General features: G+C 42.1%; 11 protein-coding genes and 1 rRNA gene (1 of these 12 running past the window's edge). 1 reads left to right on the forward strand and 11 read right to left on the reverse strand.

Going from position 1 to position 16,618, the window contains the following annotated elements:
• From A5878_RS11740 to dnaE, 9 genes are all read right to left on the reverse strand, one after another.
• Window positions 1–1,385: ribosomal RNA gene (locus tag A5878_RS11740) — 16S ribosomal RNA — on the reverse strand; it reaches 174 nt to the left of the window's first position.
• A 614-nt stretch (window positions 1,386–1,999) separates the two neighbouring features.
• Window positions 2,000–3,505, reverse strand: a complete 1,506-nt coding sequence (locus A5878_RS11745) for a HAMP domain-containing histidine kinase (RefSeq protein WP_034696083.1) — start codon at window positions 3,503–3,505, stop codon at window positions 2,000–2,002.
• 14 nt (window positions 3,506–3,519) lie between these two features.
• Complete coding sequence (locus tag A5878_RS11750) at window positions 3,520–4,206, reverse strand: response regulator transcription factor (RefSeq protein WP_005229193.1); 687 nt, start codon at window positions 4,204–4,206, stop codon at window positions 3,520–3,522.
• Window positions 4,207–4,345: 139 nt separating this feature from the next.
• Complete coding sequence (gndA, locus tag A5878_RS11755) at window positions 4,346–5,767, reverse strand: NADP-dependent phosphogluconate dehydrogenase (RefSeq protein ID WP_005229192.1); 1,422 nt, start codon at window positions 5,765–5,767, stop codon at window positions 4,346–4,348.
• A gap of 185 nt (window positions 5,768–5,952) precedes the next feature.
• Window positions 5,953–6,132, reverse strand: a complete 180-nt coding sequence (rpmF, locus tag A5878_RS11760) for a 50S ribosomal protein L32 (RefSeq protein WP_005229191.1) — start codon at window positions 6,130–6,132, stop codon at window positions 5,953–5,955.
• A gap of 56 nt (window positions 6,133–6,188) precedes the next feature.
• The gene (locus A5878_RS11765; RefSeq protein ID WP_010749661.1) at window positions 6,189–6,749 is read right to left on the reverse strand and encodes a DUF177 domain-containing protein; all 561 of its coding nucleotides are present in this window, start codon (window positions 6,747–6,749) and stop codon (window positions 6,189–6,191) included.
• Between the two features lie 195 nt (window positions 6,750–6,944).
• Window positions 6,945–8,729 (reverse strand): pyruvate kinase, encoded by a 1,785-nt coding sequence (gene pyk / locus A5878_RS11770; protein WP_005229179.1) that lies wholly within the window; start codon window positions 8,727–8,729, stop codon window positions 6,945–6,947.
• Window positions 8,730–8,812: 83 nt separating this feature from the next.
• A complete protein-coding gene (gene pfkA / locus A5878_RS11775) occupies window positions 8,813–9,775 on the reverse strand; it encodes a 6-phosphofructokinase (RefSeq protein ID WP_005229169.1) in 963 nt (320 codons plus the stop codon).
• 161 nt (window positions 9,776–9,936) lie between these two features.
• Window positions 9,937–13,248, reverse strand: a complete 3,312-nt coding sequence (gene dnaE / locus A5878_RS11780; protein WP_086295599.1) for a DNA polymerase III subunit alpha — start codon at window positions 13,246–13,248, stop codon at window positions 9,937–9,939.
• A 147-nt stretch (window positions 13,249–13,395) separates the two neighbouring features.
• Here dnaE and A5878_RS11785 point away from each other — a divergent pair, with 147 nt between their 5' ends.
• Complete coding sequence (locus tag A5878_RS11785; protein ID WP_008377814.1) at window positions 13,396–13,578, forward strand: YjzD family protein; 183 nt, start codon at window positions 13,396–13,398, stop codon at window positions 13,576–13,578.
• Window positions 13,579–13,625: 47 nt separating this feature from the next.
• Here A5878_RS11785 and A5878_RS11790 read toward each other — a convergent pair whose 3' ends face one another.
• Entirely contained in the window at window positions 13,626–14,831 is a 1,206-nt protein-coding gene (locus A5878_RS11790) for a multidrug efflux MFS transporter (RefSeq protein WP_005231893.1), read from the reverse strand.
• A gap of 100 nt (window positions 14,832–14,931) precedes the next feature.
• The gene (locus A5878_RS11795) at window positions 14,932–16,371 is read right to left on the reverse strand and encodes an NCS2 family permease (protein WP_060792509.1); all 1,440 of its coding nucleotides are present in this window, start codon (window positions 16,369–16,371) and stop codon (window positions 14,932–14,934) included.
• Window positions 16,372–16,618 lie beyond the last annotated feature (247 nt).

The raw sequence follows: 16,618 nt of genomic DNA on the forward strand, positions 1-16,618 counted from the left end.
CGGCGTGCTGATCCGCGATTACTAGCGATTCCGGCTTCATGTAGGCGAGTTGCAGCCTACAATCCGAACTGAGAGAAGCTTTAAGAGATTAGCTTAGCCTCGCGACTTCGCAACTCGTTGTACTTCCCATTGTAGCACGTGTGTAGCCCAGGTCATAAGGGGCATGATGATTTGACGTCATCCCCACCTTCCTCCGGTTTGTCACCGGCAGTCTCGCTAGAGTGCCCAACTAAATGATGGCAACTAACAATAAGGGTTGCGCTCGTTGCGGGACTTAACCCAACATCTCACGACACGAGCTGACGACAACCATGCACCACCTGTCACTTTGCCCCCGAAGGGGAAGCTCTATCTCTAGAGTGGTCAAAGGATGTCAAGACCTGGTAAGGTTCTTCGCGTTGCTTCGAATTAAACCACATGCTCCACCGCTTGTGCGGGCCCCCGTCAATTCCTTTGAGTTTCAACCTTGCGGTCGTACTCCCCAGGCGGAGTGCTTAATGCGTTTGCTGCAGCACTGAAGGGCGGAAACCCTCCAACACTTAGCACTCATCGTTTACGGCGTGGACTACCAGGGTATCTAATCCTGTTCGCTCCCCACGCTTTCGAGCCTCAGCGTCAGTTACAGACCAGAGAGCCGCCTTCGCCACTGGTGTTCCTCCATATATCTACGCATTTCACCGCTACACATGGAATTCCACTCTCCTCTTCTGCACTCAAGTCTCCCAGTTTCCAATGACCCTCCCCGGTTGAGCCGGGGGCTTTCACATCAGACTTAAGAAACCGCCTGCGCTCGCTTTACGCCCAATAAATCCGGACAACGCTTGCCACCTACGTATTACCGCGGCTGCTGGCACGTAGTTAGCCGTGGCTTTCTGGTTAGATACCGTCAAGGGATGAACATTTTACTCTCATCCTTGTTCTTCTCTAACAACAGAGTTTTACGATCCGAAAACCTTCTTCACTCACGCGGCGTTGCTCGGTCAGACTTTCGTCCATTGCCGAAGATTCCCTACTGCTGCCTCCCGTAGGAGTCTGGGCCGTGTCTCAGTCCCAGTGTGGCCGATCACCCTCTCAGGTCGGCTATGCATCGTTGCCTTGGTGAGCCGTTACCTCACCAACTAGCTAATGCACCGCGGGTCCATCCATCAGTGACGCAAAAGCGCCTTTCAACTTTCTTCCATGCGGAAAATAGTGTTATACGGTATTAGCACCTGTTTCCAAGTGTTATCCCCTTCTGATGGGCAGGTTACCCACGTGTTACTCACCCGTTCGCCACTCTTTTTCTTTCGGTGGAGCAAGCTCCGGTGAAAGAAAAAGCGTTCGACTTGCATGTATTAGGCACGCCGCCAGCGTTCGTCCTGAGCCAGGATCAAACTCTCATAATGATTTGTTTGAATGACCATACGGTCATTAAGCTCATAAAAATTAACTTTGCTAGCTATTGCTTGCATGTATTTGTTTCAATAAATTGAAACGTCCTACACATTGGTTCGTTTGCTTGCTTTGTTCAGTTTTCAAAGGTCTACCGTGCTGTGTTAGCAACTTTTATATCATATCAGAGCGACGTTTGTTTGTCAACTCTTTTTTAAAAGTTTTTTCAAGAAGTTGTTATTTAACTTCTTTCTTAACCTCAGCGACTTTTTTATCTTACCATCTCAACCGTTATATGTCAAACACTTTTTTGAAAAGTTTTTTTTGATTTATTAGGTTTTTCAGAGATGATATTTTTTCGACTTTGTTATAATAACACTTGTAAAATGTTTCGTCAACAACTAATTTCAAAAAAGATCAATCAGTGTTTGTTACAAATGTCTTAACAAGGACAAGTAATAATATAGCAATTCTTAAAGGAAAAATCAACTAAAAAAATAGGCTTTTGGGCAACTATTTTTATAAGCGAATTATTCATTGTCAAACGATTCGAACGTTCGTTTATAAGAAGTATTTTGCGGCTAAATCTATCATTAATGGATAAAAAAAGAGAACTTAAGCTTTTCGCCTAACGTTCTCTTTTCGTCCGATCTTCTGATTGGACGATCGGTATATAGATTCGAAAGATCGTTCCTTGACCGATGACACTCTCTGCTGAAATTTTTCCTTTATAGCTTTCCAATAACTGTTTCGCAATAGATAGCCCTAGCCCATTTCCGCCTTTGGTTCTAGCACGGGCTTTATCTACCCGATAGAAACGATTAAAGATCTTGTCGAGGTCTTCTTTGGAGATTCCCTCACCAAAGTCTTGAATGGCAATTTCAAAGGATTGCCGATCCAACGAAATGGATAGATGCACTTCTTTTCGATCAGTGGAATATTTCACTGCGTTATCCAAGACAATAATAATGATCTGTTCAAAATGATTGCGATAGATTTTCAGCTTCAACTCATGATATAAATCATCATCCAATGTAAAAACAAAATCTGGATACAGTATTTTAAAGTTATTGAAGACTTGATAGACAACTTCTTTTGCATTGGTTGTTTCATTTGCATAATGAACATCCACTTGTTCCGCTCTTGAGAGATCCAACATTTCCTGTACTAGCGTCTTCATCCGACTGATCTCTTGCATACTGGCTGCCAGAGACTCATCCAAAATTTCTGGATCGTCTTTTCCCCAACGCTGCAACAGATTCATATGTCCTTCAATGATCGCCACAGGTGTTCGCAACTCATGAGAAACGTCTTCGACGAATCGCTCTTGCTGCTCAATGTACAGGCGCATGCGATCCAACATCTCATTAAATATATCTGCTAAATCAGACAGTTCATCGTTCGTATTTAATTCTGGCATATGCACCGTTGACTGTGGGTTTTTCCGAACAGTTTCCATCGTATCTCGCAAGACCTTTAACGGCTGAAGGAAATACGCTGATAAAAAGAACCCAAGCACACTACTAAGAATCAGAGAAACGACTTCTAAGATAATCAAAGTCAGCAGCAGTTTGCTGCGTATTTCGTAAAAAGAAGTCAATTCATAAAATGTTTGTGCATAGCCAATCCGCTCTCTGGTGCCTTTTGAATAGATGGGCTGGATCGAGAGAAAACCTGTGATACCATCCAGCGTTACGATGGTTGGCGCCTTGCGCTGCGTGTCGATCAGTGCTAAATCATTTTCATGGGTTTTAAACACAAGATCCTCATTCAAATTATAAACAAACAAGCTCAACGGCGCTTGGCCTAATTCCGAAATAAAGGAATCGATTTTCATTAAGTTGCCATCGATCGTTGAAGTGCGATCATAAATGCTCGTCGTCCCCGCATCATTTTTGGTTAAATTACGATATGTTCGAACCAATGTTAGTTCTTGATCCGAATTGGCTAAACGAGAAGCGACCTCTGACATCGTCCGCTCCACATTGTTTTCTTCTTTAGCGACGATCAAATTCACCGATGTTTTATAGGTGATCACAGCAAAGATCGTAAATACGACGAATATAAAGAAAGAACTTGCGAAGGCCCACTTTACAGTTAAAGAAGGCCCCTTCAGTTCTTTTAATTTTTTCATTCTTTTTTTAAGGTTCACGACCGCATCACATAACCTGTACCACGAACGGTTTGGATATAGCTTTCCTCCCCTGGTACATCAATTTTATTCCGTAAGTAGCGGATGTAAACATCGACAACGTTGGTTTCAACTTCTGTCTCATAGCCCCAGACTTTGTTTAATAAAACATCTCTGGCTAAAACGACATTGACGTTTTCCATTAAAGTCAACAATAGCTCATATTCGCGTTTTGTTAGTTCAATGACATCTGTTCCACGTCGAACGACACGGTTTTCTTTTTCAATCGTTAGATCGCGGTAAGTGATCGTGGTTTGTTTTGCGACGTTTTTGTCCCCTTCGATATCGATACGGCGAAGCAACGCACGTAAGCGTGCCAGCAATTCTTCAATTGCAAAAGGCTTCACAATATAATCATCAGCACCATGATCCAAACCTGATACTCGATCAATCACAGAATCTCTCGCGGTCATCATGATGATCGGGGTGTTCTTCGATTGACGCACACGGCGGCAAACTTCTAACCCATTTAGCTCTGGAAGCATTAGATCCAATAAGATTGCATCCCATTCATTATTCAGCGCAGCATCCAGTCCCGTCCGTCCGTTGTAATGAACTTCGGTATTATACCCTTCATGCTTCAATTCTAATTCCACAAATCGAGCTAAGTTCTTTTCATCTTCAATGATTAGAATATTACTCATTATTGATAGCCCCTTTATTGATTATTCTGCCTTTAAAATAGACATTATCTGTCTTATTTTATCATGTATCTAAAAAATAAAAAAGAGATTGACCGAAAGTTCTCACTTTCGGCCTTTCTCTTTTGAATTCTCTTGAAGCTTACGCTTCGTCATACCATGAATAATGGAAAATTCCCTCTTTATCTGTCCGTTCATACGTATGCGCGCCGAAGTAATCCCGTTGTGCTTGGATCAAGTTCGCTGGCAAACGATCAGAACGATACGAATCAAAGTACGCGATCGCAGAAGAGAACGTCGGCACAGGGACACCCGCTTGGACAGCTAGCGCAACTACTTCACGTACAGAAGATTGATAGCGTTTGGTGATGTCTTTGAAGTAATCATCTAATAATAAGTTTTCGATGTCAGCGTTCTTGTCATAAGCATCCGTGATTTTTTGTAAAAATTGCGCACGGATGATACAGCCTGCACGCCAAATTTTGGCAATCTCACCAAAAGGAAGATCCCAATCGTACTCTTTTGATGCTGTACGTAATTGCGCGAAACCTTGTGCATAGCTCATGATTTTACTGAAGTATAAGGCTTCACGGATCTTATTGATAAATTCTTCTTTATTTCCTTCAAAAGCAACCGCTTCTGGTTTCGGTAATACTTTGCTGGCATTGACCCGTTCTTCTTTGTATGCTGAGATATAGCGAGCAAAAACAGATTCAGTGATCAATGGCAATGGAACACCTAGGTCTAAGGCACTTTGGCTTGTCCATTTTCCAGTTCCTTTATTGCCTGCAGCATCTAAGATCACATCAACGATCGGTTTGCCTGTTCCTTGATCATCTTTACGTGTCAAGATATCCGCTGTGATCTCAATTAGGTAGCTATCCAATTCACCTTTGTTCCATTCGGCAAAGATATCAGCCATTTCATCAACAGATAGACCTAAAATGTTTTGCATCAAGTCATAAGACTCCGCAATCAGCTGCATGTCGCCATACTCGATCCCGTTATGAACCATTTTTACGTAATGGCCTGCACCATTTGGTCCAATATAAGTTACACAAGGTGTACCATCTTCAGCTTTTGCTGAAATTTGTTCCAAGATCGGTGCAACCAATTCATATGCTTCTTTTTGACCACCAGGCATGATCGAAGGACCTTTCAAGGCGCCTTCTTCCCCACCAGAAACACCCGTACCGATAAAGTTGATTCCTGAGTTTGCCAACTCTTCGTTACGACGAACGGTATCTTTAAAGAAGGTATTTCCGCCATCGATCAAAATATCGCCTTTGTCTAGATGAGGCAATAGTTCTTGGATCGTAGCATCCGTCGCAAATCCTGCTTTTACCATTAATAAAATACGACGTGGTTTTTCAATTGATTGGACAAATTCTTCTATCGTATAAGTTGCTTTAAAATTTTTATCTGGATGTTCTTTTACTACTTCTTCTGTCTTTGAACCAGTACGGTTAAATAAGGCAACTGAATAACCGCGACTTTCGATGTTCAACGCTAAGTTTTTGCCCATAACAGCCATACCGACAACGCCGATTTGTTGTTTTGTCATCTTTCATCCTCCTAAGATTCAATTATCTTTTTCATTATAGCGCAAATGTACCTGCTTTTGAACTATTCTCTTTCGATGGACAAAAAATATTTCTGAAAAGTTCCATCTTTTCCAAAAAAAACAAAAAAACCTCAGGCTCCATGGTTAGCCTAAGGTTTTAGAATCCTCTTTCTGAAAAAAAGGAATTATGCTTCTTTTGTTGCTACGTCTTTGCCATCGTAATGACCACAGTTAGAGCAGACATGGTGGCTTTTTTTCATTTCACCACAGTTTGCACATTCGTTCAAACCGTTGATTGTCAATTTGTAATGTGTACGACGTTTTGCTTTCTTCGCTTTCGAAGTTTTTCTAGCTGGTACTGCCATTTTGCTACACCTCCTTGTTAATGAACGCAACCTTGAGGCTGCAATTTATTCCAATCCTACGCGTTATCGTCATCTGATTCATTGAATAATTCGGATAATTTTGCAAGACGAGGATCAACTTGTTGAGCTTGCGCTTCTTTTTGATTTGCAAAGTCTTCTTCTGACAAAACAGCCCAATCGTTGCCAGATGGCATTGCTGAACCTTGCTTTTCTTCTTCTGTCAGGACTTGCAATGGAATCGCAAGTAATAGGTTATCAGCGACTGATTCATCTAAGCTGATGGTTTGACCTTCAATGATCAAAACCTCTTCTTCGACGATCGTTTCATCGCGACGCTGAAATTGCTCTGGTGTCATGAATTGTTCATCCACTGAAAAATCAAAAGGAATCGCTACAGGTGTCAAAGAACGAGTAGATGGTAATGTCATCGTCGTTTCCACTTGATAGTGCAGCAAGTATCCTTGCTTATCAACACTCATCAGCCCTTTTACTTTTACAGGAGACAAATCAATGATCTGTCCATCGCGTTTTATCAGTTGACTTTTTAGGTCAAGTGTTTCTTCAAACATCAGCGGTGTCTCTTGGTATTTTTTTAATTCCAATAAAGACCATTTCATTTTTATCACCCCTAAGCAACAAAAGCAATTATACAGGGCTTCTGAGGCTTTGTCAATGAAATTTTCTTGACACCTTTTTCATTTTTGATCGTGTCATTTTAATGCCTTTTCTCAAGGGATTTCGACACTCTCAAAAAAACAACAGGAAGCGCACAACGTGCACTTGCCTGTTGCTTGATCAATCGTTAAAAATCATTAGATCGCTGTTGTTTCTCCACGATAAACGATACCGCGACGAGAATCAAGAGTAACCAATTCGCCATCTTTGATGGTTGTTGTTGCGTCTTTGGCACCAACGATCACTGGTAGATCTTTCGCGATTCCGACAACTGCTGCATGAGAAGTCAAGCCGCCATCTTCAACAACTAAAGCTGCTGCTTTTTCGATTGCTGGCATATATTCTTTATCTGTTGTTGGTACAACTAAAATCATGCCATCTTTTGCTTTCGCAATTGCTTCTTCGGCACTGTGAGCGATCACGGCATTGGCAACAACTGATTTTTCACCAATTCCTTGCGCTTCAAGCAATTTTGATCCGATCAATTGGATCTTCATTACGTTGGTTGTTCCGCGTTCACCAACAGGAACACCGGCTGTGATCAAGATTAGATCGCCTTCTTTAGCAAAGCCTAAATCAACTGCTTGTTTTGCTGCTAATTCAAACATTTCATCAGTTGTTGATGGTTTTTCAGCAACGGTTGGGTACACACCCCAGTTAAGCATCAAGCCGCGTTTTGTGCGTTCGTCAAATGTGACAGCTAAAATGTCAGCATCTGGACGATATTTAGAGATCATTTTTGCAGTGTAGCCAGATTCAGTGGCAGCAACGATTGTTTTAACCCCTAAGTTTTTCGCTGCACGAGCAACAGATAAACCGATTGTTTCCGTTACATCTGTTTTATCAAATTGGTTGATTTGGAAAGTGCTGTTTTCTGATAAAGCTTTTTCTGCTTCCACGTCGATACGTGCCATTGTTGCTACTGCTTCAACAGGGTAGTCACCGTTTGCTGACTCACCAGAAAGCATTGTTGCATCAGTACCGTCAAAGACAGCATTGGCAACGTCAGAAGCTTCTGCACGAGTTGGACGTGGGTTTTGTTGCATTGATTCTAACATTTGTGTTGCTGTGATAACTGATTTACCAGCAGCGTTACATTTTTTGATGATGCTCTTTTGAACCATTGGTACTTCTTCAGCAGGGATCTCAACACCCATGTCACCACGGGCAACCATGATACCATCAGAAACTTTGATGATTTCATCGATATTATCGATACCTTCTTGTGATTCGATTTTAGAGAAGATTTGCACGTGAGTCATGTCTTTTTCTTCTAAAATTTCACGAATTTCTAAAACGTCTTGCGCTTTACGTACAAATGAAGCGGCAATGAAGTCGATATCGTTATCAAGACCAAAACGGATATCTTCTGCATCTTTTTCAGTAATACCAGGTAAGCTGATTGATACGCCAGGAGCATTGACCCCTTTACGTGATCCTAACATTCCAGCATTTTTAACGACAACCACTAATTCACGGGTTGCTTCGTCTTTTTCTTTGATTTCCATGTCGATCAAGCCATCATCAAACAAGATGTGTCCGCCCACATGAACATCTTCAAATAAACCAGGATAAGTTACAGCAATTTTTTCTTTTGTTCCTTTGTGTTCTGGATCCATTGAAATACGTGTTTCATCGCCAACGTTGAATTGGATGTATCCAGCACGACCAAAGTCTGCTTCTGTCGTATTTTGTACAGTTGTACGGATTTCAGCACCTTTTGTATCTAAAAGGATACCGACATCTTTACCAGTTTTCTTTACGGCTTCACGAACCATTGTCATACGCGCTAATTGTTCTTCATGATCTCCATGAGAGAAGTTAAAGCGGAAGACATTCGCACCGGCTTCAATCAGTTGAGAAATAATTTCCACACTGTTACTTGCTGGTCCTAATGTACTTACGATCTTTGTTTTTTTCATTACTAAACGCTCCTATTCATTTATTTAAAATAGCTAATAAGCTTTTTTTACAAAATTACTGTTGCGTTGCTTTAAAAATCTCTTTAGAATGAGATTTCTTTGTTCAAGTTATACAAGCTAAGATCTGGTTTGTGACGATTGTTTTCAAGGGTATCGATGATATCAGAAGCAATCATTTCATTGTTTTCGATACCGATACATAGACCGCCTTTGCCTTGTTGCAATAATTCAACGGCATATGAACCAAATTTACTTGCTAACACACGGTCACGAGCGCTTGGTGAACCACCACGGACAACATGTCCTAGAATTGATACACGGGTATGGAAATCGCCGTATTCAGAAAGTTTGTCAGCAAAATCATTTCCGCCCATCACACCTTCGGCTAAAACGATCAAGCAATGTTTTTTCCCGCGGTCGCGTCCTTCACGGATACGATCAGCAACAACTTGCATGTCAAAATCATGTTCTGGGATGATGATTTCATCCGCACCACCGGCCACACCTGACCATAAAGCGATATCGCCAGCACCACGACCCATTACTTCGATCACGAATGTGCGGACATGTGATGTCGCTGTATCACGGATCCGGTCAATCGATTCCAAGACAGTATTGATGGCTGTATCAAAACCAATCGTGAAATCTGTTCCTGGAATGTCATTATCGATCGTTCCTGGAATCCCGATCGCTGGGAAACCGTGACGAGTAAGTGCCATCGCACCATGATAAGATCCATCTCCCCCAATCACGACTAGCCCTTCGATGCCAAATTTCTTTAATTGTTCGATTCCTTTTAATTGTCCTTCTTGTGTCGCAAATTCTGGATAACGTGCTGAATATAAGAATGTTCCACCACGTTGAATTTTGTCACCAACATCAGCAACATCTAAGCGACGAATGTCGCCTGCGACTAGTCCGGCATAGCCATAGTTGATTCCGTATACTTCAAGTCCGTCAAAAATACCCTTTCTGACAACTGCGCGAATCGCTGCGTTCATTCCTGGTGCATCGCCGCCACTGGTTAGAATTCCAATGCGTTTCATTATTCTTTCACCTCATCAAAAGATTTTGTTTAGGGAAGCCCCTGTTTGCTAGTTTTCAAGTAATAACCACGAGACATATTCTACCATTATTCCATGAAAATGTCTTGAAATAGTGGGAAAAAGTTGAAAAAAGTGTAAGTTGAATTACCGTTTTCGGAAAATTACTTGAAAATTACATTTCCATTTCCTAATAATGCGATCAGTTGTTTGACAAAGTTCGGCTCATCCGTCACCCAGTTTTCTTCTGCTAATAACACTTTTTTGCCACTGCTTTCATAGAACATCACCACTGGAATATTTCCGTGATGCTGCTTCATTTCCTTCGACAATGCTTGCAGGTGCGACGTTTCAGCTTCAGCAGAAATCTTTAAGTAACAAGTTTGTGACGCAATTTTATTTTGAACGTTTTCTGCTAAGTCTATTTTATCAGCAATGAGTTGGATTTCACCATTGTAACGACTTACCTCGACCTTTCCTTCGATATAAAGAACAGCATTTTCTTCAATCAAGAAACGTACTTGTCGATAAACGATGGGAAAAATCGTTACTGACACTTCTTTGCTGGCATCCGTTCCTTCGACAAACGCCATTTGTTCGCCCTTTTTCGTTCGAATCTCTCGAATCTTGCGCACATATAAAAGGATACGCACCCGTTCATTCGGAACCAGATCGGCAATGTCGGTGATTTGTTTTAACTGGTGCAATTTATGAAACTGTTCCACGGGATGGCCAGACAAATAAACACCTAAGTATTCTTCTTCCAAAGCCAGTTTTTCTTCCAGTTTGTAATCAGCAACGGCTTCTTCTTTTAGTGCCATAGTTTCTAAGAGATCCAAACTGCCGCCACTATAAGTAATGTTTTGGATCTTTCCTTCTAGCTGGATCAATGCTTGTTTTCGATTGGGGGCGATCACATCGAATACGCCGATGCTCAAAAGCGGTAATAAATAATCCAATTTTAACCATTTGCTGTTACGCTGATTTAAGCGAAGCAAAAATTGATCCATAGACGTGAAATTACCATGCTCTTTTCTTTCTGCCAAAATGTCTTGGATCATGTCGCGTCGGATTCCTTTGATACTGCTGAAACCAAAACGAATTTGTTTTTCATTTTGCAGTTGAAAACTAAACCCACTGGCATTGATCGAAGGCGGCAGTACTTCTACGCCATAACGTGCGGCTTCATTTAAATATTCTTTCATTTTGCTGGCGGTGTTGCGTACCGAGTGTAGGATCGAAGCAAAAAATGGTGCGGGATAGTGTACCTTCAGATAGGCCATTTGAAAGCCGATAAAGGAATAGGCAAACGCATGGGATCGATTAAACCCATAATTGGCGAACCGCTCGATATAGTCATAGACCAAATTGGCGGTCTTTTCATCGTACTGATTGGCTAAGGCTCCTTGCACAAAATGACGACGTTCCTCATCCAAGACGTCTTTTTTCTTTTTACTGATTGCTCGACGCAAAATATCTGCTTGTCCTAAGCTGAAACCAGCCATTTTGGAAGCTACCTGCATGATCTGCTCTTGGTAGACAATGATTCCGTAAGTGTTTTGCAAAATCGGAATCAAACTGTCATCTGGATAAGAGACACGCTCTTGTCCTTTTTTCCGCTTAATAAAGGTATCGATATTTTGCATCGGTCCTGGACGATACAAGGCATTGACTGCGGCAATATCCTCGATGCTTTCTGGTCCTAACTTACGCAGCACATTGCGTATCCCCGCTGATTCAAATTGGAAGATCCCTGCGGTCTCACCTTTTTGAAACAAGCGCAATGTTGCTGGATCATCAAGAGGAACCTCCTTTTGGGTAACAATTTGTTGGCTGATTCGTTTAATGCCTTTCAAGGTATTATCAATGATCGATAAGTTTCTCAAGCCTAAAAAGTCCATCTTCAATAGGCCGATGGCTTCTACGTCATTCATGGTAAATTGGGTCAACCAGATCCCATCGCTGCCTTCTTGTAAGGGAACCAGATCAAGCAAATTCTTGTCACTGATCACCACACCAGCGGCATGAGTCGATACGTGACGTGGCAAGCCTTCTAAAATTTTGGCGACTTGAAACATTACTTGGTTTCGCTCATTAAACGACACCAACTCTCGCAGCTGATTGGATTGCTCATAAGCAAGATCTAAGGTCATTTTCAAGGCATTGGGGATGGCTTTTGACCAGCGATTGGCTTCACTTTGCGAAAGACCAAAGACACGAGAAACATCTCGCAGAACCATTTTGGCCGCCATGGTGCCAAACGTGGCGATCTGTGCCATATATTCTTGTCCGTATTTTTGGCGCACATACTGTAAAATCTCGTCTCTGCGATTGTCAGGAATGTCTAAATCAATATCAGGCATCGTGTAACGTTCTGGATTCAAGAATCGTTCAAACAAAAGATCATATTTGATGGGATCCACGTCGGTGATTGATAAAACATACGCCACCAATGCTCCGGCAGCCGATCCCCGTCCAGCTCCGGTAACAATTTCTTGTTGGTGGGCAAAGTCCATGACGTCCCAAATAATCAAGAAGTAATCATCAAAGCCCATCTTATGGATGACAGACAACTCATAATCCAAACGCTGTTCGTACGCCGATGTAACGTGATCAACACGCTGAGGCAGACGCTCAAAACAAATTTTCCGCAAATAGTCCGCAGCGCTTTCTTCGGCTGGTAGCGGGTAATGAGGCAATAGCCGCTGATGCAGTGGCAGCTCGACGGCGCATTCAGCTGCAATCCGCTGATTATTCATCAATGCCTGCGACGCTTCACCAAATGCCGCGGTCAGTTGGTCTGCCGGTTGTAGAAAAAGCTGCGCAGTCCCTTGCTCTTTTGCCTGACGAAAGTCTTCAATTTGCGAGCCCTCTTTGATATGGGTCATCACTTTGACTGCAAAGGCTTCTTCTTGTGCTAAAGCCGCGATTGGTTGATACGCACATGGTGCAATGTTTTGCTCGTTAAACCAAGCGATCGTTTCTGGATCTACCCCTTTGCTAGTAATACCTAAAAACAAGCTCTCAGAATCAAATTTATGGCTGATTGCTCGCAGTGCTTCTTGATTGGCTTCTAGATCATCGTGCTGAGAAGGCAGAAATCCCTCGCCTTCAGGCAGCAAACCAAAGAGGTCCTGCAAAGAATCACAAGCAGCCAAATTCAACTGCTCGGTGATCATTTTTTCACTTGATAAACGCATCAAGGTTTGATAGCCCTTGAGGTTTTTTGCAAATACGTACAATGGAAAGGACATTGATCCCTCCCCGAAGGTACAGTCGAACAAAGCGCCAAAAATCGGCTTGATGCCCTGTGCTAGGCATTGCTGATAAAACTCGACCGCGCCATAGAGAACATTATGATCGGTCAGCCCCAACGTCTGATAGCCCATCTTTTTGGCTTGCTCTATATAGTGAGGAATTTTGATCGTACTTTGCAGCAACGAATAGGCGCTTAAGGTGGTGAGCTGTGAATACATTGAAATCCCTCCAAAAATGAAAATTCTCTTTCTTTCTGCTAGTAATTAGATTTGAAAAACAAAATGAAAAAGTGAAAATCTTTACAATAAATATTTTTGTGATAAACTAAAGTCGAAATGGAAGATACGCAGAAAAGAGGTGTCGTCATGCGTTACCTAGTCACTTTATTTTGGACTTTTGTATTAGGTCAAGTCGTTGGCTATCTAGGCAGCTCACTTGCTGGAGCAACTTATGATTTTCAATTAACTTCAATCATCTCTTTGGTCACAGGTGTGGTGATCATTCTTGTTGGTATTATCGCACCAGCGCCTGAAAAGACAAGCCATTAAAAAAAAACCAGTTACCTTTATTGTAACTGGTTTTTTTTTCTTTTCAACTATTCACTGATGTCCGTTTTACGCAAGCTTTTACGGAAATTAAATCCTGAGATAAAAATATTGATCAGTACAAACCCGCTAGTTACCCAAAAGACGGCGGGATAACCAAAACCGGCTGCCACCGTTGAGCCGACCATCGGACCTAACACTTGCCCAAAGTTAGAGAACATTTGGTTGTAGCTGTAGATGCGGCTGACCCCTTCCATCGGGGTGATCTTGCTGATCAGTGTATTGATCGACGGCATCAACGCACCAGTAGAAAAACCAAGCAAGAAGCGCAGCACGCCCAACTGAAACGGTGTGGAGACAAAGCCCATCGGAATGAAACAGAAAAATGACAGCAATAAACCGCCTAACAATACCTTGTGATTGCCGTAACGATCACCGATTTTGCCTAAAAATGGCGAAGAGATGATTGCTGAAACACCGGCAACAGAGACGATCAATCCGCTGACAAACAAAATATTGCCGCTATTCCCGCTTAGATCACGAATATACAACGTAAGGATCGGACTAATACTCGTTACACCTAGCTGTAAAATCAGTGACGTAATAAACAAACCGACGAGCAGCTGCATATTTTTGATTTGACCAAAAATTTCTTTGATGGACAGCAAATCGCCCTTTTCAACCGGCTCAAAATCTTCTTGAACGAGAAAAATCGTAAGCAAGAGCGTGATCAGCAGCACAACACCAGTAATGATAAAAACATTTTTCATACCGAACCATTGCGCCAACGCTCCACCCATCGATGGACCGATCAAATTCCCTGCGATGGCTCCTGTAGCCAATGTCCCAAGCGCCCAACCGCTTTTTTCTCGAGGCGCCTGCGAAGCAATCAATGCAGTCGCATTGGGAATATACCCCGATAAAATTCCGGTAAAGAATCGCATGATCAACAACCAATAGACATTCGGTACAAAAGCCAATGAACCCATCGTCACTGTCATCCCCGCAGCCGCGCGAATCATCATTAAACGACGACCTTTTTGATCTGCTAGATTTCCCCATACTGGAGCAATGATAGCCGCCGCAAACGCCGTTACTGAGATTGCTAATCCAGAAAACAACTCAATTTGACTCTCTGGAGCGCCTAACTCTTCTATATATAAGGGAATGAATGGCATGACAAGACTAAAACTGGCACCCGTAAAAAAACAACCTACCCATGAAATCAGTAGATTTCGTTTCCAATCAATCTTCATTTACAAACCTTCTTTCACAAATACTATACCGTATCGTGAGTAATAATCAAATAAAAAATCTTTCTGCATCTAAAATACAGAAAGATTTTCTTCATTAAACTTAACTGATCAAAGCCAAAATGACAAAGTTTAGGATAAACAACGCATTGACGACCCAGATGATCGGAGACACTTCGTTGGCTTTTCCTTTCACTACTTTCACTAATGCGTAGAAAATGAAACCAACAGCGATCCCGTTGGAAATACTGTAAGACAAGCCCATAAAAATAGACGCGAAGAAAGCGGGAACTGCTTCTTCTAGATCGGTCCACTTGATGTCTGCAAACGAAGCCATCATCATTACCCCAACTAAGATCAACGCTGGTGCTGTCGCTTGTGCGGGAACGATTGAGATCAGTGGAGAAAAGATACTGCTGATTGCAAAGAGTGCTGCCACTACAACAGAAGTCAAGCCCGTGCGTCCACCAGCACCGATACCAGCTGCTGATTCCACATAAGTCGTTGTATTTGAGGTCCCTACGATGGCACCTACAGAAGTGGCTACGGCATCTGCAAAAAGAGCCTTATCCATCTTTGTGTTCAACCCATTACTGTTTTCAACCGCTTCTTCATCTTTTTTCGAAAAGATCCCTGTACGACGTCCTGTTCCGATAAAGGTACCGATCGTATCAAAGACATCTGATAAACTAAACGCTAAAATCGTCATGATTACTTGAGGGATTTTGGCAGAATCACTGAATAGTGAGCCCATTCCTTCAGGGCCAAACGCAGCGCCAAATGTGATGCCTAGTTCGCTGATGGAACTTCCTAATGAATTCCCGTGCCAATCAATGGCACTTAAATCCACTACACCCATCAAAATACCGATGATCGTCGTTCCTAAAATACCAAAAATAATTGCCCCACTAACATTTTTCACCACTAATAAAGTAGTCACTACTAAACCAATCACTGCTAACAAAACAGGTGCATTATTGAAATTCGCCAAAGCTGGGACGATCCCACCATTAAAATTGGCACTCACGATCGTCTCACCGTCGACAACTGAACCAGTCACTGCGGCAGTGTCTGCACTGAAGTTTAGCAAGTTGGCATTTTTGATCCCTACATAAGCCACAAAGATCCCGATTCCGCCGCCGATTGCATGCTGCATGCTTTCAGGAATGGCGTGAATGATCAGTTTTCTGATTCGAGTGACCGTGATAAAAATGTTGATCAGGCCGCAGATGAAAACCATTGCTAATCCTTGCTGCCACGTATAGCCCAAACCAAAAACAACGGTAAAGGTGAAGAATGCATTAAGTCCCATTCCAGGCGCTTGCGCATAAGGTACATTTGCAAATAAGCCCATGATCAGGGTCCCAATCACTGAAGCGATGATCGTTGCTAAGAAAACAGCTTGAAACGGCATGCCTGCAGCAGATAAAATCGTCGGATTTACAAACAAAATATAACTCATCGCGAAGAAGGTGGTGACCCCGGCCATCACTTCTGTTGAAACCGTCGTTTTATTCTCCTTTAATTTGAAAAACTTTTCCATGTTATGTTTCACTCCTGAACTTTAATCGTTTCTATGAAAAGAAAAAATGAATAATTGCGCTTTTCATCGAACAATTACAAATTATAAGGGAATAATTTTCGCTTTTCAAACCTTTTTCCGAATAAAACGAACCAAAAACGTTTAATGTTCGTGTTTTGCTTTGTAAATATTATGAAAACTTATCGAAAACTTACTTGTATTGTGAAATGACAGAAATATGTTACACTTAAGCCACTACCATAAGAGA

It is taken from the genome of Enterococcus sp. 3G6_DIV0642, from assembly GCF_002140635.1.
Lineage (GTDB): Bacteria > Bacillota > Bacilli > Lactobacillales > Enterococcaceae > Enterococcus_D > Enterococcus_D casseliflavus.

Bases quoted from the DNA above. Each gene is read 5' to 3' on its own strand.
- A5878_RS11745 (WP_034696083.1), bottom strand. From the start codon at position 3,505: ATGAAAAAATTAAAAGAACTGAAGGGGCCTTCTTTAACTGTAAAGTGG.
- A5878_RS11750 (WP_005229193.1), bottom strand. From the start codon at position 4,206: ATGAGTAATATTCTAATCATTGAAGATGAAAAGAACTTAGCTCGATTT.
- A5878_RS11765 (WP_010749661.1), bottom strand. From the start codon at position 6,749: ATGAAATGGTCTTTATTGGAATTAAAAAAATACCAAGAGACACCGCTG.
- rpmF (WP_005229191.1), bottom strand. From the start codon at position 6,132: ATGGCAGTACCAGCTAGAAAAACTTCGAAAGCGAAGAAAGCAAAACGT.
- A5878_RS11795 (WP_060792509.1), bottom strand. From the start codon at position 16,371: ATGGAAAAGTTTTTCAAATTAAAGGAGAATAAAACGACGGTTTCAACA.
- A5878_RS11790 (WP_005231893.1), bottom strand. From the start codon at position 14,831: ATGAAGATTGATTGGAAACGAAATCTACTGATTTCATGGGTAGGTTGT.
- gndA (WP_005229192.1), bottom strand. From the start codon at position 5,767: ATGACAAAACAACAAATCGGCGTTGTCGGTATGGCTGTTATGGGCAAA.
- pfkA (WP_005229169.1), bottom strand. From the start codon at position 9,775: ATGAAACGCATTGGAATTCTAACCAGTGGCGGCGATGCACCAGGAATG.
- dnaE (WP_086295599.1), bottom strand. From the start codon at position 13,248: ATGTATTCACAGCTCACCACCTTAAGCGCCTATTCGTTGCTGCAAAGT.
- A5878_RS11785 (WP_008377814.1), top strand. From the start codon at position 13,396: ATGCGTTACCTAGTCACTTTATTTTGGACTTTTGTATTAGGTCAAGTC.
- pyk (WP_005229179.1), bottom strand. From the start codon at position 8,729: ATGAAAAAAACAAAGATCGTAAGTACATTAGGACCAGCAAGTAACAGT.